This is a genomic window from Mesorhizobium sp. C268A (assembly GCF_040324475.1).
In the GTDB taxonomy this organism is placed as follows: Bacteria; Pseudomonadota; Alphaproteobacteria; order Rhizobiales; family Rhizobiaceae; genus Mesorhizobium.
In genome coordinates this window covers 756618-770844 of the sequence record NZ_JAMYVX010000001.1, presented here as the reverse complement: position 1 = coordinate 770844, position 14227 = coordinate 756618, and the positions used below count along the sequence as shown (strand labels likewise).

General features: G+C 64.1%; 20 protein-coding genes and 2 pseudogenes. 11 read left to right on the top strand and 11 right to left on the bottom strand.

Annotated features, from left to right (window positions below; translation table 11 throughout):
* The first annotated feature begins 257 nt into the window (after positions 1-257).
* The 3 genes from NKL06_RS03950 to NKL06_RS03940 all read left to right on the top strand — a co-directional run bounded on the left by NKL06_RS03950 (position 258) and on the right by NKL06_RS03940 (position 3616).
* Complete coding sequence (locus tag NKL06_RS03950) at positions 258-647, top strand: DUF427 domain-containing protein (protein WP_023693752.1); 390 nt, start codon at positions 258-260, stop codon at positions 645-647.
* A 151-nt stretch (positions 648-798) separates the two neighbouring features.
* Positions 799-1356: an RNA polymerase sigma factor gene (locus NKL06_RS03945; protein ID WP_023693751.1), complete on the top strand. Its 558-nt coding sequence runs from the start codon at positions 799-801 to the stop codon at positions 1354-1356.
* Positions 1357-1501: 145 nt separating this feature from the next.
* Complete coding sequence (locus NKL06_RS03940) at positions 1502-3616, top strand: EAL domain-containing protein (protein WP_023693750.1); 2115 nt, start codon at positions 1502-1504, stop codon at positions 3614-3616.
* Positions 3617-3653: 37 nt separating this feature from the next.
* Here the strand turns inward: NKL06_RS03940 and NKL06_RS03935 are convergent, their stop codons facing one another.
* The gene (locus tag NKL06_RS03935; RefSeq protein WP_023693749.1) at positions 3654-4154 is read right to left on the bottom strand and encodes a hypothetical protein; all 501 of its coding nucleotides are present in this window, start codon (positions 4152-4154) and stop codon (positions 3654-3656) included.
* 105 nt (positions 4155-4259) lie between these two features.
* The gene (locus NKL06_RS03930) at positions 4260-4577 is read right to left on the bottom strand and encodes a DUF6894 family protein (protein ID WP_023753170.1); all 318 of its coding nucleotides are present in this window, start codon (positions 4575-4577) and stop codon (positions 4260-4262) included.
* A gap of 195 nt (positions 4578-4772) precedes the next feature.
* Here NKL06_RS03930 and NKL06_RS03925 point away from each other — a divergent pair, with 195 nt between their 5' ends.
* The gene (locus NKL06_RS03925) at positions 4773-5492 is read left to right on the top strand and encodes a Crp/Fnr family transcriptional regulator (RefSeq protein WP_023671436.1); all 720 of its coding nucleotides are present in this window, start codon (positions 4773-4775) and stop codon (positions 5490-5492) included.
* Positions 5493-5541: 49 nt separating this feature from the next.
* Here NKL06_RS03925 and NKL06_RS03920 read toward each other — a convergent pair whose 3' ends face one another.
* Both NKL06_RS03920 and NKL06_RS03915 read right to left on the bottom strand, forming a co-directional pair.
* Entirely contained in the window at positions 5542-5835 is a 294-nt protein-coding gene (locus NKL06_RS03920; protein WP_023685943.1) for a DUF982 domain-containing protein, read from the bottom strand.
* 113 nt (positions 5836-5948) lie between these two features.
* On the bottom strand, positions 5949-6125 hold the full coding sequence (locus NKL06_RS03915; RefSeq protein WP_023693747.1) for a hypothetical protein: 177 nt from the start codon (positions 6123-6125) through the stop codon (positions 5949-5951).
* Between the two features lie 241 nt (positions 6126-6366).
* Here NKL06_RS03915 and NKL06_RS03910 point away from each other — a divergent pair, with 241 nt between their 5' ends.
* Positions 6367-6531, top strand: a complete 165-nt coding sequence (locus NKL06_RS03910) for a hypothetical protein (RefSeq protein ID WP_023685945.1) — start codon at positions 6367-6369, stop codon at positions 6529-6531.
* On the opposite strand, the gene NKL06_RS03905 is transcribed toward NKL06_RS03910, so the two are convergent.
* The gene (locus NKL06_RS03905; protein WP_023693746.1) at positions 6528-6893 is read right to left on the bottom strand and encodes a VOC family protein; all 366 of its coding nucleotides are present in this window, start codon (positions 6891-6893) and stop codon (positions 6528-6530) included. The two genes, NKL06_RS03910 and NKL06_RS03905, sit on opposite strands and share 4 nt — an antisense overlap.
* A gap of 83 nt (positions 6894-6976) precedes the next feature.
* Complete coding sequence (locus NKL06_RS03900) at positions 6977-7534, bottom strand: RBBP9/YdeN family alpha/beta hydrolase (protein ID WP_023693745.1); 558 nt, start codon at positions 7532-7534, stop codon at positions 6977-6979.
* A 114-nt stretch (positions 7535-7648) separates the two neighbouring features.
* On the opposite strand from NKL06_RS03900, the gene NKL06_RS03895 reads away from it, so the two are divergent.
* Together NKL06_RS03895 and NKL06_RS03890 are read left to right on the top strand one after the other, a co-directional pair.
* A complete protein-coding gene (locus NKL06_RS03895; protein WP_023693744.1) occupies positions 7649-8122 on the top strand; it encodes an Lrp/AsnC family transcriptional regulator in 474 nt (157 codons plus the stop codon).
* A 144-nt stretch (positions 8123-8266) separates the two neighbouring features.
* Positions 8267-8680, top strand: a complete 414-nt coding sequence (locus tag NKL06_RS03890; protein WP_023693743.1) for a DoxX family protein — start codon at positions 8267-8269, stop codon at positions 8678-8680.
* 22 nt (positions 8681-8702) lie between these two features.
* Here the strand turns inward: NKL06_RS03890 and NKL06_RS03885 are convergent, their stop codons facing one another.
* The 5 genes from NKL06_RS03885 to NKL06_RS03865 all read right to left on the bottom strand — a co-directional run bounded on the left by NKL06_RS03885 (position 8703) and on the right by NKL06_RS03865 (position 11231).
* On the bottom strand, positions 8703-9008 hold the full coding sequence (locus tag NKL06_RS03885; protein ID WP_023671444.1) for a hypothetical protein: 306 nt from the start codon (positions 9006-9008) through the stop codon (positions 8703-8705).
* Positions 9009-9102: 94 nt separating this feature from the next.
* On the bottom strand, positions 9103-9372 hold the full coding sequence (locus tag NKL06_RS03880) for a hypothetical protein (protein ID WP_023671445.1): 270 nt from the start codon (positions 9370-9372) through the stop codon (positions 9103-9105).
* Positions 9373-9486: 114 nt separating this feature from the next.
* Positions 9487-9651 carry a hypothetical protein gene (locus tag NKL06_RS03875; RefSeq protein ID WP_023685951.1) on the bottom strand — a complete coding sequence of 55 codons (165 nt, stop codon included), beginning with the start codon at positions 9649-9651 and terminating at the stop codon, positions 9487-9489.
* A 72-nt stretch (positions 9652-9723) separates the two neighbouring features.
* Positions 9724-10167 carry a Ros/MucR family transcriptional regulator gene (locus tag NKL06_RS03870; RefSeq protein ID WP_023671447.1) on the bottom strand — a complete coding sequence of 148 codons (444 nt, stop codon included), beginning with the start codon at positions 10165-10167 and terminating at the stop codon, positions 9724-9726.
* 248 nt (positions 10168-10415) lie between these two features.
* Positions 10416-11231, bottom strand: a complete 816-nt coding sequence (locus NKL06_RS03865; RefSeq protein WP_023693742.1) for a class I SAM-dependent methyltransferase — start codon at positions 11229-11231, stop codon at positions 10416-10418.
* Positions 11232-11726: 495 nt separating this feature from the next.
* Between NKL06_RS03865 and NKL06_RS03860 the strand changes: the two genes are divergently transcribed.
* The 4 genes and pseudogenes from NKL06_RS03860 to NKL06_RS03845 form a co-directional block, all read left to right on the top strand.
* Positions 11727-12152 carry a hypothetical protein gene (locus NKL06_RS03860; protein WP_023693741.1) on the top strand — a complete coding sequence of 142 codons (426 nt, stop codon included), beginning with the start codon at positions 11727-11729 and terminating at the stop codon, positions 12150-12152.
* On the top strand, positions 12145-12534 hold the full coding sequence (locus NKL06_RS03855) for a hypothetical protein (RefSeq protein ID WP_023693740.1): 390 nt from the start codon (positions 12145-12147) through the stop codon (positions 12532-12534). Before NKL06_RS03860 ends, NKL06_RS03855 begins: the two co-directional genes overlap by 8 nt.
* Positions 12461-13132: pseudogene (locus tag NKL06_RS03850) on the top strand (terminase large subunit domain-containing protein); the annotation flags it as partial. The gene NKL06_RS03855 and the pseudogene NKL06_RS03850, both read left to right, overlap by 74 nt.
* Before the next feature lie 255 nt (positions 13133-13387).
* Positions 13388-14137: pseudogene (locus NKL06_RS03845) on the top strand (phage terminase large subunit family protein); the annotation flags it as partial.
* Positions 14138-14227: the final 90 nt, after the last annotated feature.

The following is a 14227-nucleotide window of genomic DNA, read 5'->3' as shown; positions in this document are numbered from 1 at the left end:
GATTTCCTTCGGCGGCGCATCGGCCGGACGGGAGATGCGCCTGTTGTCCCTTGGAGCCATGATCCACGACCGGCAGCCGCGCGGACCGGCTGCCAGACGTCAGAAAAGGAAGAACGATGAAGAAGACCTATGAAAAGCCACAGCTCGAAAAGCGCCAGAAGCTGTCGCGTGTGACCGCTGTCGCCGGCCCATCAGTGACCAGTGAGAGCTGACGCCGTCGACCGGCATCGAACCACCAGCGGACAAGGAGAGCAGTCATGGATCAGCATGCGAACCCGTCACCCGGCTTCAGGCGCAATCCGGGCAAGGTGATCACCGTCGAGCCCTTCACCGGGCGTGTCGTCGTGTTTGCAAACGGCACCATCATCGCTTCCTCGGCAAAAGCCAAAATGGTGACCGAGCCGCCCCATCCCTTCTCCTTCTACATCCCGTTCGAGGACATCGACTTCCGCAAGCTCAAGAAGACGGAGCGGTCGACGCTGTGCCCCTACAAGGGTGACGCCAGCTACTGGAACGTGCTGCCGGCGGGTGAAACCGGCAACGACGCGATGTGGGCCTATGAGCAGCCTTTCGACGAGATGACTGAAATTCGCGACCACGGCGCCTTCTACCCACACCGGGTCACCATCGACGCCGCGCCGCGCTGAGCGCGTCATGCCTGTCGCCCAAAAGTGCCCAGCGTTTTTGGAGCCGACGACAGGCATGAACAGAGGAATTTTTCAGATCAGCCAAAGCTGTCCTCACCCGGGGGCGCAGCGGTTTTGCGGCAACGGCATGCCGAAACGAAGACAAAAGGTCATGGACGAAAAGCAGAGAGCAATTCTCGACGAAATCCCGCGCCTGCGCCGCTATGCGCGCTCGCTGCTGCGCGACCGCGATTCCGCCGACGATCTCGTCCAGGACTGCCTGGAGCGGGCGCTGCTGCGGCTGGACAACTGGCAGACGGGAGAGAGCCCGCGAAAATGGCTGTTCACGATCATGCATCATCTGTTCATCGACCAGATGCGCAAGGTGAACCGGCGAGGCGAGGCCTCGATGCTGCCGCTGGAGGCCGGCGAGGTGCAGGCCTCTCCCGCCGACCAGCTGGAGAATGTCGCGGCCCGCGAGATCATCGACGCGCTGCAGGCGATCAGCCCCGACCGCCGTGCCGCGCTGACCATGGTCGCCATCGAGGGCTTCTCCTATGCCGAGGCCGCCGAGATGCTCGGCGTGCCGGCCGGCACGCTGATGTCGCGCATCGCGCGCGGCCGTGAGGAACTGCGCGGCCTGCTCGAGGACAATGCGCGCCGCCGCGCGATAAGGATCGTCGAGCCAGGCCCGGGCAGGGCGGTTCCAATCAGGGCGCCAATGGCATGACGAGCCCCAATCGCATGATGACGCCTTACGGCATGGTCCGGCACGATTGCAGGCCTTGTCCGCACTGTGGGCGCGGCGCACCCGGTAACGCTTTCTTCTCTGCTTGCGTGCATAGTGGCGGCGACGGAGTGAGCGAAACCAGGGCATGGCTGAAGAGAAAATACGCAACGGCGAATTCTGGGCGCTTGCGCTCGAACGCGCTCATCTCGGCGTATGGGACTGGGATATTTTGAGCGGCGACTGTTTCTATTCGCCAACCTGGTCGCACATGCTGGGTTATGAGGATGGCGAGCTTGCCAACAGCGACGACCTCTGGCTGAAGCTGACGCATCCCGACGACCGCCAGCGGGCGCTGGCCAGCGGAGAGCGGCACATTTCCGGCCTGACCGCCTCGATCGAGACCGAGCTACGCCTCAAGCACAAGGACGGCCACTGGATCTGGGTGCTGGACCGCGGCGGCATTGTCGAGCGTGACGAGACGGGCAGGCCGGTCAGGCTGATGGGCGTACAGACCGACATCAGCCGGCAGAAAGAGGCGGAAGCCGAACTGGAGCGGGTCAATGTGCGCTTTCGCCTGGCGCTGGCGGCCAGCGGCACCGGCATCTGGCATCACGATATCGACGCCAACAAGAGCTATTGGGACGCCCGCACCAGGGAGATATTCGGCCTGGTCGCCGACACCGACGAGGTGGCCGCCGACCTCTGGCATTCCTATCTGCACCCCGACGACAAGGATGCCGCAGAGCGCGCCCATCTGGCGCCGCTTTCGACCGACGGCGTCGTCGCCGCGCAATACCGCATCGTCAGGCGCGACGGCGAAATCCGCCATGTCGAATCGCTGGTGCGCTTCATCGCGGCGCCTGAGACAGCGGGCCAGATTCTCGGCACCGTGCGCGATATCACCGAGGACAAGAAACGCGAGCGGGAACTCGCCTACGCCGCTCACCACGATGCGCTGACGGGCCTCTTGAATCGTGCCGCCTTCGACCGGCTGCTGGCCGTGCACATCGCCACCGAGCGGGCTTTGCCGCTGGCGGTGTTCTATGTCGATCTCGACTACTTCAAGGCGCTCAACGACTTCGCCGGCCACGCCGCCGGCGACCTGGCGCTGAAGGGTGTCGCTGCCGGTATTCTGGGCTGCTTGCCGGCATCGGCACGTGCCGCGCGCCTCGGCGGCGACGAGTTCGCGCTGCTGGTGCCCAATTGCCAATCGGCCAAAGCCGAGGCGCTGGCGGGCGCCATCCTTGCGGCGGTCCGTGACGCCGACCTCGGACTGCCGGCGACCTCGCGAAAGCTCGCGGCCAGCATCGGCATCGCCTTCGTCGAGGACACCACCACCACAGTTGCCGATGCGTTGGCCTGCGCAGACGACGCCTGCTATGCCGCCAAGGCGGCCGGGCGCAATCGCTTCGCGGTGTTTTCGGCCGATGCGGCGTCGGGCTCCGGCGGCCTCAACGCGGCGCGTGTCGCCGCCGACACGGTCGACGCCATGGATGACGGGCGGCTGAAACTGTTCGGCCAGGAGATCCATCTTCTGGGCCAGCCTTGGAAGGAGAGCCGCCATGTCGAGGTGCTAGCGCGGCTTGCCGGGCGCAATGGCAAGCTGATCCCGCCCAGCGAATTCATTCCGGTCGCCGAGCGCTTCGGCATTGCCTCGCGGTTGGACCGCTGGATCATCAGGACAGCGCTTTCGCAGCATGGCGAGGCGATGCGGTCAGGCGCCATCATGCTCGGCTTCAACCTGTCGGCGCAGACGCTGAGCGACCCGCTGCTATGGGATTTCGTCGACGCCGTCATCGCCGAGACCGGGGCGCCGCATTCCGGCATCGGTTTCGAGATCACCGAGACCGCGGCCGTCACCAATTTCGACGCCGCCGAGCAGTTCGTGCGCAAGGCGCGCGAGCGGCAATGCCGCGTCAGCCTCGACGATTTCGGCGCCGGCATGAGCTCGTTCGAATATTTGCGGCGCTTTCCGGTCGATCAGATCAAGATCGACGGCTCGTTCATCGAGAATATCGCGGAAAGCCGTTTCGATCGCGAGATCGTCTCGGCCATAGCGGGCATCGCCAAAAGTCTCGGCTGCGCGGTGGTGGCCGAAAAGATCGAACAGCAGGAAGCGCTCGACATTTTGCGCGGCATGGGCGTGGCCTATGGCCAGGGTTTTCTGCTTCACCGGCCGGAGCCGCTCGAGGCGATCGTCGCGCGGGCCGGCGAACAGTCACCATCCAGCGGACAGTCACCGGAAAAGCGCTTCGGCTGACGGCTTCTCACCGCCCGAGCTGGCGCGACTTGTCCGGCTAACCGGCGTCGGCCTTTTCCTGCTTTCGTTGCGCCGCCTCCTTCTTGCGGCGCAACACCTCGTCGGTGCCGACAAGGTCCTTCGAGGCGCCGGAAATGGCGGTCGAGACGACGGCGGGCGGATCGCTGGCCGGAAAACTGTCTTCGAGGCCTGATTGCAACTGCTCCTCGAGCGTCTGCGGGTTCTCGGAGCGGCCTTCGGCGCGGCGCTCGCCAACGGCTTCGACATCGCTCTTGGTGTCGGGGTGAGCGCGGGCTTCCGATATCGTCGACACCACCAGTTCGATTGCGAACTCTTTCATCGCCTCGGCTTGCGGCCCATCGACATCGGAGTCTTCGATCAGCCGGATGAGCGACTTTTCCAGGGCGCCCAGTTCCTTGACGCCCTGACACCGCGCCAGACGCTTGGTGAGCGAACCGATCAGCGCCGGGGCAAAGGTCGAATAGGCAAGCCTGCGTGTGTCGTCGACCTGCTCGGGATGAAGCTTTTGCAAGGACATAGATGCCTCCAGTCAATCAGCCGTGCAGCTTCTGCCGCTGGCCCTCCTTAGGAAACAGAGGGGAGGGCAAGAGGTTCCATACAGTCCTCGACAGGGTCGACGAGTTCAACTCCACAGCGACGCCATGGTCAGCGACGCTTCGAATATCTGCTCCCTGTTCTCGTTCAGCATCTTGACAGTGATCCGCCGGTGGTCGCCCTCCGGAATCTCGTCGCGCGCCACATCGTGCAATATGCGCAGCGCTTCGGCTCCCGCACGCTCCCGGCTGGGAAAAAGCTGCCCCTCTTCGTCAATCTGGGTCTCGGCGTTGTACAAGTCGAAGTAGAACCGTTCCATATGTGCAAGTCCCTGCTGGAGAACGCTAAAGCGCGTCGCGGTTGAAAGGGCGCAGGCGACGCGCTTCAGGTCTGTGTTTTTATGCATGTCGTTGTCTCAAAATCGGGGCCATTTTTGAGCGACATGGATTAAATCCCAACCCGCACCCATGGTTCCATGCGACTGTGTCCTGAGCAGATTTCCTGCCAGGAGCCGTCGCCGTGCCGGCCGATTGCAACCGCACCCGATCTCCGGCGTTTGGCTAGGCCACGAATGTCCACGAAATCTCGAACTGGATCCTCGATGCTAGAACCGCTTTATCTCAACCTTGGCCAGCATGACGCTTTGTCCGAGCAGGAAAAGGGGCTGCTGGCCGCCGCCATGACCATCGAGATGGATTTTGCCACCGGTCAGGACATCGTTTCCGAGGGATCGAGGCCAGGCTACAGCACGCTCATCATCGAGGGTCTGGCGGCGCGCTACAAAGTGCTGGAGGATGGCGGGCGCCAGTTCACCTCGTTGCAGGTGCCAGGCGATTTTGTCGATTTGCACGCCTTCCTGCTCAAGACAATGGACCATGGCATTATAGCTTTGTCGCCATGCCGGGTGATCGCCGCCGACCACAGTCGGCTAAGGACGATCACCGAACAGGCACCTCATCTCAGCCGCTTGCTTTGGCTGGACACGCTCGTCGATGGCGCCATCCATCGGGAATGGATCGTGGCCATGGGCCGGCGGTCCAAGACTTCGCATCTGGCGCATCTTGTGTGCGAGCTGTTCGTGCGGCTCCAGGTCGTCAAGCAGACCAACGGCATGAGTTTCCGGCTTCCCCTGTCGCAGGCGGAACTGGCCGATGTGCTTGGGCTTTCGGTCGTCCACATGAACCGGGTCATCGGCGCGCTGCGCAAGATCGGTGTGATCGGCTGGGCGAATTACATGGTGACCATTCTGGACTGGCAGCAACTGGTGGAAATCGCCGAGTTCGACCCGACTTATCTCAGCATGAACCGCGAGCCGAGATAGGCCATCCGCCGTTCGCCATGACATCGCCGGCAATCCGTCAGCCGGTCTTTCAACGATGCCCATCCAGCGACGCCAATTCGTCGAGCATGGCAAGGGCGGCACTTGGCTTGGCCGGCTTCAGCAAGCCCTGTTGGGCGGCGGCATTCTGGAAAGCGGCAAAGGCGATGTCCGGGCGGCAAATGCCGTTCAACGCGTCGTCCACCAGCCTGTCGGCCGCCTTGTAGGCCGCCGTCTGCTTGTTCTTCCATGTTCCGCCTAGCGCCCTCCTGGCGTCGGCGATCGACGACACCGTCATCGCGCTTCCGTCCACGAATCTGATCGTCAGGGGCAGAAAACGGCTCATGCGCTCACCATCCAAACCATTCGCGTCTCGCCCGGATCGATCTCATCACTTGCCTCCTTGAAAACGGGATCGCCATAAACGAGGAAATCACAAACTGGTTGCAGCCCGGCGAGCTACATGTTGCTTGCCGGCCAGATCGGCCGATGCGGACGATAAGGCGGCCGCGGCGCCGGCTTCAACGGGATGTCGGCGAGCGAGTTGCGGATCGGCCTGTACAGTATCGGCGAAGACGCGGCGCGGCGGTGCAGTACCGCGGCAGACAGTTTGGCAATCAGATTTCGAACGTCCATGGGACACCTCGAGCGCGTTGAGAGTCCCCCCATGGCGATCACCTACCACCTCACCCCCACCATCCGCATTTAACTTTGATATAGGCCGGACGAATACGCGCCGCGCGCAATGTCTGCCGCCGAGATTCTGCCGATCCTCGGCGGCGGCTATTGAGGGCGGCGCCAGGCTGGCGGTCACGCATCCCAGCAGCGACGTCGCAGACGCTGCTGCAACCGGATGAATTTTCGTGCATTCTTGTGCATGGCCACAATGCTTCGAACCGACACGCCGGCAAAATGCTGCTCCTATTGCGGTTCGCGAGAGCATGACTACGAGGATTGTCCGAAGCGCAAAGCAGAGGCGGAGCGGCAGTGGGAAGGCCAGGCAAAGCCCGGCGCCGAATCCGAGGCGACGGCCGAAGTCTAGCTTGGCCCGAACAGCTCGATCACGTTGCCGGACGGGTCTTCACAAAGAATCTGTCGCCCGCCCGGACCTTCGACGATCTGGTTGCGGAACCCCACGCCGGCCTCGCCCATCTCAGTCACGATTGCCGGCAATTGCTCGACCTCGAGCACGAAGCGGTTCCATCCGCCCGGCTCGGGTGTCCGGCCGTCCGGCATCGGCCTGGCTGCCGACGCCAAGGGACCGGCGAGCCAGAGCGAGAGGTCGCCGCGCGTCAGGATGGCCATCGCCGGACCGAATTGCTGCTTCAGCGCGAAGCCCAGATGGCTCGTATAAAACGCGATGGACAGATCGACATCGCGGACCAGATATCGGACGGACACCATTCGCAGGCTCCCTCACAAACGCCCCTCCCGAGAGATAGCTGGCGGGACAAGTCGGGGCAAGCCCGCGCGCACGCTTCGGGCGCCTACGGTGCGATTGCGTGGTCGGCCTGTCTGTCTCTCACGAAGGCCGTCAGCAGCTCCATTCCCGCCGGCCAGTCGCCCAGCCCGCTATTGCTGTTGATGTGACCAAGCGGCCCGGCGATGTGCAGTTCGCTGCCCCATTGTGTGGCTTTCTCACCGGCATAGCCGTTCGGATCATAGGGATCGTCGGTGCTGGCCACGATCAGCGAGGGGAAGCGAAGCGGCCCGCGCGGCGTATCGGCGAAGGGAATTCCGTAAGCGGGATAGACCGGCGAGGCCGGGTCGGGAACCGCAACCAGAAACGCCCCGCCGATCCGACGGCTCGACACCGCCTGCCAATGCGCGACCAGCAGGCAGCTGAGACTGTGGGCGACGAGCACCGGCGGGGTCTTTGCCTGTGACACCGCGACGTCCAGCGCCGCCACCCAGTCGTCGAAATCCGGCAGCTCCCAGCTTGCCGGGCTGAAGCGGCGCATCGCCGGGTTGGCCTGCTGCCAGCGTGTCTGCCAGTGGGCCTCGCCCGATCCGCCGCTGCCCGGCAGAATGATGAAGTCGGTCATGGAAAATCCTGTTTCTTCGCCGCAGATGATGCCCTAATCCTAGGGCTTCTCCTTGTTCGCGGAATGAGAGATCATCGGAAAGCGACGAAGAATTCCGATGGATTGAAGGTGTTCATGGCAAACGGCGATTACCGGCCACGGCTCGACCCGACCGACATGGCGATCATCGAGATCATGCAGGAGGACGGCCGCATCGGCATTTCCGAACTCGGCCGCCGCGTCGGCCTGTCCCAGCCCGCGACGTCGGAGCGGGTGAAGCGGCTGGAGGAGCGCGGCATCATCGCCGGCTACCGGGCCGCGATCGATCCCACCGCCCTTGGTCTCGGCACCATGGCCATGATCCGCCTGCGCACCACGCATGAGCACATCCAGACCTGCCTGAAGAAATTCGCGGCCATGCCGGAAGTGGTTGAGGTGCTGCGGGTGACCGGCGAGGATTGTTTTCTGGTCAAGGTGGTCGTCCCGTCGCCGCCCGACCTCGAAAGCATCGTCGACGCCATCGGCCGCTACGGCGCGGTGACGACCAATGTGGTGCTTCGGGCCGAGCCGCCGAAGCGGCTGGGGCGGGAACTGATGGCGAAGCTCTGAGCGGCCACGCGCGGCAAGAGGATTGCAAGCGCCTCCTTTTGCGAGGTCCGGCTTTGCCGGGAAAGAATTTCGCGGGCTGGTGTAGGATCGGAGGCGTGGCGCCCGTCCTTGGGACGAACCCGTTGCAAACCTTTGGAGAACATCATGGAAGCCGTTCAATCGCCGTGGCAGACAGCGGCCATTCTCATCGCCCGCCTGACCCTGGCCGCCATGTTCGCGATGGGGGCAGCGTTCAAGTTCATGGATATGAACATGACCGCCGGCTACATCGCCGCCGCCGGCTTCCCGTTCCCGCTGTTTCTGGCCTGGTGCGCCGCGATCCTCGAAACGCTGCTGGTGATCGCCTTGCTGACCGGAGCGTTCTTCACGCCGGCCGCCGTGGTCGCCGCCGTCTACGTGGTCTTCCTAGGCTTTGCCTTCCACGGTCCGTCGCACTGGGCCGGCAACCAGGCCGAGTTCGGCGCCTTCATGTCCCATTTCCCGTTCGCCGCCGGCCTGCTGTTTGCCGCCGTGCATGGACCGGGCAGCGTGCTTGCCTCGAAACTTGGCCGAGGGTGAGGCCCCGCGTCGGCAGACCGCCTCACATCTGGTCGTTGTAGGGTTCCTTCATCTGGCCGACCATGCGGGCCAGTTTCGAGAAGGACGGCATGTCCGCCTCCGGCTGGCATTGATTGGCCAGTTCCAGCAGTCGGATCGGAAAGTTGACGGCGTCGCGGTTGGACTCCGACATGCCGTCGGACCGCTCCTCGCCGGTTTCGATGGCCTCGGCCTTGCGCAGCGCAATGTCGATATCCTCCACCGTGAGCAGGCCCTTGCGCACCAGCACCTGATTGATCGAGGCGACGGCCATCAGCAGGCCTTCGAGTTGCAGATTGGCGACGTTCATGGCTGTTGCTCCCATTTGGCTCACGCTCAACGCATGAGCCGCTGTTACGATCCGGACGGGGATGCAAGCGATAGGCGTCGGCCGATGGCCTGCGCTACTCTTCCATCCAGCGGCGGCCATATTCGGCCCACAGCGCCTTGACCTCCCGGCTGCCGAGGCGCGGGGCCGAGCCGTCGCCATAGGCGATCGAAACGCAGCTGATGTCGTAATGGGGATGGGCGTCGATGACGAAGCGGATCGCCTCGCCGAGCGGCCTTCTGCCGATGACCGGATCGGCCTGGCCTTGGCCGACGCTGCGAACGCCCGAAACAGTGGCTGGCGCTTGCCGCATCCTGAACACGGATGCCATGGCTGGTTTGTCCATCCCGCTCTCCCCCGAGTTGGAGTGGAATGATTCCATAAGAGCCAGCTAATGACCAGTCGCTAGACGGCCTGTCGAAGGCTGCGTCTTGTATCCTGCAGCCCGTTGAAGGACTGTTCAGGCCAGCGGATCCGCCGCCGGCGGCCTGGCGGGAAGGCCGAGCCTTGTCCGCTCGCCGTCGGCAAACTCCTCGGCCGCTTCCTGGGCCATGAACAGATGCTGGGTCACCGTGCCATTCTCGGCAACCAGCACCGCCCATTGGCGGCGGTCCACACGTTCCACGCGAACGTCATTGGGCTCTCCGGCCACCACGATCGTCCTCCAGCAGGCGTACGGCACGGAGGGGGCGTGCCTTTACGCCTTGGTCTTGCTCTTGGCCGGCGCCTTGGCGGCCGGGGCCTCGGGTGTCCTGATGCCGAGCCCGAACTCCTTTGCCAGCTCCGAGCGCTTGGCGGCGTAGCTGGGCGCCGTCATCGGATAGTCGCCGGGCAGGTCCCATTTGGCGCGATAGGCTTCCGGCGTCATGCCATGGGCGGAGCCGAGATGACGCCGCAGCGACCTGAACTTCTTGCCATCCTCGAGGCAGTAAATGAAATTCGGCGTTACCGAGCGCTTGCGGTTGACCGCGGGCTCAGGCGCAGGTTGCGGCGGAGCAACGGGATTGTCCACGGCCGCGAGCGCTGCATTGACGCTCTCGATCAACGCCGGCAGGCTATCCGGAGGCACTGAATTGTTGCGCACGAATGCCGCGACGATGTCGGCGGTCAGATTTATATTTCGGATTTTGTCCTCAGACATGGCTTCTTTTGCCCCCTTGATGCCAAAGGACAAATTATCAGACAACATCCGCCGACGGCATGGCACTTTAGAACATATGCATATGACTTGACGCCGGATGTGGTAGCGCTAGCATCGCCGAGTCTCCGATCGATGTCGATGTAGGAATTCTTTCCTGACATATCTTGACCGGTGAGGGCAGCTATGCTATGATTTGTCGATGTTGCTGATTTGCGCCACCAACCCGCCGCCGAGGCGGGTTTTTTGTTTCAGGCCGGCTTGGAAGCGATGATGGCCAGTGACGCGAGTTTTCCCTCGCTCAGGCTGCTTATGTAGTTTTTTCGCCGATGCACGAACTCGGCGCCGAGCACGATCTCATTGGCCTGCTGCTGGGCGGGCGACGGAACCATGCTGGAATTTGCCCGTTTCAACGCCAGCTCGACGTGATCGCCGGTTTCGTCGATGACGTCGTCGACCTGGAATCCGGCTGAAGCAAACAGAGCCTTCAGGGTTTCGCGGTCGACGAGATGGCTGGCCACAGCCGACACCGCCCAAGGCAAGGGATAGTGAGGCTCGCCGTCCGCCAGCACCGCCTCGGTCCAGACAAGCCTGGCCTTCGGCTTCAGTACGCGCCACGCTTGCCCGATGACCGCCGCCTTGTCGGCGATATTCATGCCGACATAGAAGCAGATCGCCGCGTCGAATGTGTCGTCCGCAAAAGGCAGCCTTGTCGCATCGGCCTCATGGAAACGCACTTTGTCGCCGAGGCCGCAGAGCTCGGTCAATCGGCGGGATGCCTCGACGAACGCCTGCGTCAGGTCGACGCCGTCGACGCTGCACCCATAGGTCTCGGCAAGGAACCGGGCCGGGCCGCCAATGCCGCTGCCGATGTCCAGGACCCGATCGCCGGCGGAGGGCGCAAGACGCGCAGCATGGTCCTGCGTGGCGATCAGCTCGCGGCCATGAAGCTGATCGAACGGATAGAGTTGTTTGGCTGCGAGGCTGCCGGCCTTTGCGTCCGGCACAGCCGACAGGATGCGCTCGACAATGCCGCCGCTGCCATAGTGACTGGTCACATCGCTCATTTCGCTCTCCGACGAGACCCAGCATCCCATCGATGCGGCCCTCGCGCAATGCGCGCCGCCGCCAAGGACGAGGCTTTGACCGGAGTAGGAATTATTTCTTATCTGCATTGACGGGTGAGGGCAGCTTTGCTATTATTTGTCCATGGTGCTGATTTGCGCCACCGACCCGCCCACGAGGCGGGTTTTGTTTTCCTGATGCCCACAACGTGCGGATATCGGATGTCGGCGGGACAGCCCCCCTCTGGCCTGCCGGACGTTCGTCGTTCGGAAAGCCAAGCAATTGGCTTTCCGTCCGCTGCGCGGACCACTCCTCAACCCCCACACGGGGGGGAGATCGGACTGCCGCCTTGCTTTCGCCAATCGTCAGCGCTGCAAATTGGTCGCGACCCTGGAGCTGCCAATCTCCCCCCTTGAGGGGGAGATGTCCGGCAGGACAGAGGGGGGCGTGAAGGAACGCTATCCTCGGTTCATTCTGCCTTATCCGCGAGGCCTCCCTTGTCCAACCGCTATGCCACCATCATCACCGACGATGACGGCCGCGAGGTCGTCAGCGCCATTGGCGTGTTCGAGGGCGCTGCCCCGCAGGCGCGCATCGGCCGTATCGAGCCGGTCGTGCCGGGCGTGCTGATCGGCATGGTTCGCGGTGGTCCTGTCGATGCCATCGGCGGCTTCGGCTTTCCGCGCGGCGCGCACGACGCAAGGGCGATCGCCAGGGCAAGCCTGAAAGCCGCGTCTGCCGGAAAGCGCCACGCGCCGGCCGCTGATGCAGCCCGCAAGGCCGCCCCAAAACGGTCAAGGCCAAAATCGGCACGGCGCAAGTCCGGCAAGATCAAGTCCGGCAAGATCAAGCGGGCAAGGCCGGCAAAGCAGGCGAAGCAGGCAGCGACCGCCGAGCCCGCCGGGATCTCGGATCATGGCTGACCGGACGGCGCCGCGTGCGCGCCCTGACCGCAAGGCGCCTGCCGCCGCCGCTGCCAAGCCGAAGCGGACGAAGAAGACGCTTGGCGATGATTTCCTCGACGCGGTGCGCGCCGACTTCCGCGCCCATGGAGCCGGCGTCATTGCCGCGGTCCGGGCCGACAAGCCCGACCAGTATCTGAAGATCGTGCAATCGGTGCTGCCCAAGGATCTGGCCAAGGATTTGCATGTTTCATCTGACAATCTGGAAGCCCTGAGCGATGACGAGATCCGCCGCCGCATCCGCGGCCTCGAAGCCGTCCTCGGGCCGTTTGGCGACCAGCCTGAAGGCGCGCCGCCACTATCTGGCGCTGCTGCAGGAGCTGGACCGCAGGCGCAGGACTAACCAGCTTGCCGCCTACCGGCCTTATCCCAGGCAGGCGCAGTTTCACGCCGCCGGCGCGCAGAACCGGGAACGTCTGTTCATGGCCGGCAACCAGCTCGGCAAGACCAGGGCCGGCGGCGCCGAATGGGCCATGCATCTCACCGGCCGCTACCCCGCGTGGTGGCAGGGCAAGACCTTCGACACCCCCGTCAGGCTATGGGCTGCCGGCGTGACGGGGGAGGGCACGCGCGACAACCCGCAGCGCGTGCTGGTCGGCCCGCCGCAGCAGCAGGCGGCATGGGGCACCGGCATGATCCCGGCCAACGCCATCCTGCACACGACCATGGGCCGCGGCGCCCCGGGCGCGCTCGACAGCATCGTGGTGCGCTGGGGCGGCGGCGGCGACGTGCAGGCCGATGAATCGGTGCTTTCGTTCAAGAGCTATGAGAAGGGCCGCGAAAAGTGGCAGGGCGAAACCCTGCACGGCGTCTGGTTCGACGAGGAGCCGCCGCTCGATATCTATTCCGAAGGCCTGACCCGCACCAACGCGACGGGCGGCATCACCATCGTGACGTTCACGCCGCTGCTGGGCATGAGCGACGTGGTGTTGCGGTTCTTGACGGGTGAGGTGCGCGCTCTTCCTTCCCCCCTTGTGGGAGAAGGTGGATCGGCGCGATAGCGCCGAGACGGATGAGGGGTGTTCCAGCGGAGTGACGCGTCGGCGTTCCCTGGAACACCCCTCATCCGTCGCCTTCGGCGACACCTTCTCCCACAAGGGGAGAAGGGAAGACCCGCCGCGCACCGGCCCAAAAATATCGTGTGCGAACAAAGCCATATCACGGCATCCCGAATCAATCCGGCAGGCCCCATGACCCGTCACGTCACCTTCATGACCATCGATGACGCCGAACATTATTCGCCGGACGAGCGCGCCGCGATCGTCGCCGCCTATCCCGAGCATGAGCGCGAGGCGCGGGCGCGCGGCGTTCCGGTGCTGGGCTCCGGCCGCATCTTTCCCATTGCCGAGGAGCTGATCGCCTGCGAGCCGTTCCGGCTGCCGCGCTACTGGCCGCGGATCGGCGCGCTCGATTTCGGATGGGACCATCCCTCGGCCGCCGTCGAACTCGCCTGGGATACGGAGGCTGATATCGTTTACGTCACCAAAGCAGCCAGGGCCTCGCAGCAGACGCCGGCGATGCAGGTGCTGGCGCTGAAGCCATGGGGCGAATGGCTGCCCTGGGCCTGGCCGCGCGACGGCCGCCGCGAGACGCTGGAAGGGGCGGGCACGGCGCTCGCCAGGCAATATGCCGCCCACGGCTTGAACATGCTCACCGGCCACGCCCGCTTTGCCGACGGCTCGGTCTCGGTCGAGGCCGGGCTGATGGAAATGCTCGACCGCATGCAGTCCGGCCGCTTCAAGGTGTTTTCGACCTTGCTGCCCTGGTTCGAGGAGTTTCGCCTCTACCACCGCAAGGACGGCCATGTGGTCAAGCTGCGCGACGATTTGATGGCGGCGACGCGCTACGGCTTGATGATGCTGCGGGAAGCGGTCGTCGATCCGGCGGAGTTCAAGAGTGCCCGCAAGCCGGTAGGGCAGAGCGATCCGCTGCAGGCGTTTCGGTAGCGGCATTTCGGCAATTCTCCGCCCTTGAGGCGGCATACCGGCCGGTTTCTCCAGGCATCTGGAAGCCGCTGCCCCAGATCGTGCGTGCGA

Excerpts from the sequence above, each read along its gene's own strand:
- NKL06_RS03855 (WP_023693740.1), top strand. The coding sequence starts at position 12,145 with ATGGCTGACCGGACGGCGCCGCGTGCGCGCCCTGACCGCAAGGCGCCT.
- NKL06_RS03900 (WP_023693745.1), bottom strand. The coding sequence starts at position 7,534 with ATGACCGACTTCATCATTCTGCCGGGCAGCGGCGGATCGGGCGAGGCC.
- NKL06_RS03895 (WP_023693744.1), top strand. The coding sequence starts at position 7,649 with ATGGCAAACGGCGATTACCGGCCACGGCTCGACCCGACCGACATGGCG.
- NKL06_RS03950 (WP_023693752.1), top strand. The coding sequence starts at position 258 with ATGGATCAGCATGCGAACCCGTCACCCGGCTTCAGGCGCAATCCGGGC.
- NKL06_RS03880 (WP_023671445.1), bottom strand. The coding sequence starts at position 9,372 with ATGGACAAACCAGCCATGGCATCCGTGTTCAGGATGCGGCAAGCGCCA.
- NKL06_RS03885 (WP_023671444.1), bottom strand. The coding sequence starts at position 9,008 with ATGAACGTCGCCAATCTGCAACTCGAAGGCCTGCTGATGGCCGTCGCC.
- NKL06_RS03940 (WP_023693750.1), top strand. The coding sequence starts at position 1,502 with ATGGCTGAAGAGAAAATACGCAACGGCGAATTCTGGGCGCTTGCGCTC.
- NKL06_RS03935 (WP_023693749.1), bottom strand. The coding sequence starts at position 4,154 with ATGTCCTTGCAAAAGCTTCATCCCGAGCAGGTCGACGACACACGCAGG.
- NKL06_RS03930 (WP_023753170.1), bottom strand. The coding sequence starts at position 4,577 with ATGCATAAAAACACAGACCTGAAGCGCGTCGCCTGCGCCCTTTCAACC.
- NKL06_RS03890 (WP_023693743.1), top strand. The coding sequence starts at position 8,267 with ATGGAAGCCGTTCAATCGCCGTGGCAGACAGCGGCCATTCTCATCGCC.
- NKL06_RS03920 (WP_023685943.1), bottom strand. The coding sequence starts at position 5,835 with ATGAGCCGTTTTCTGCCCCTGACGATCAGATTCGTGGACGGAAGCGCG.
- NKL06_RS03945 (WP_023693751.1), top strand. The coding sequence starts at position 799 with ATGGACGAAAAGCAGAGAGCAATTCTCGACGAAATCCCGCGCCTGCGC.
- NKL06_RS03865 (WP_023693742.1), bottom strand. The coding sequence starts at position 11,231 with ATGAGCGATGTGACCAGTCACTATGGCAGCGGCGGCATTGTCGAGCGC.
- NKL06_RS03915 (WP_023693747.1), bottom strand. The coding sequence starts at position 6,125 with ATGGACGTTCGAAATCTGATTGCCAAACTGTCTGCCGCGGTACTGCAC.
- NKL06_RS03870 (WP_023671447.1), bottom strand. The coding sequence starts at position 10,167 with ATGTCTGAGGACAAAATCCGAAATATAAATCTGACCGCCGACATCGTC.
- NKL06_RS03905 (WP_023693746.1), bottom strand. The coding sequence starts at position 6,893 with ATGGTGTCCGTCCGATATCTGGTCCGCGATGTCGATCTGTCCATCGCG.
- NKL06_RS03910 (WP_023685945.1), top strand. The coding sequence starts at position 6,367 with ATGGCCACAATGCTTCGAACCGACACGCCGGCAAAATGCTGCTCCTAT.
- NKL06_RS03925 (WP_023671436.1), top strand. The coding sequence starts at position 4,773 with ATGCTAGAACCGCTTTATCTCAACCTTGGCCAGCATGACGCTTTGTCC.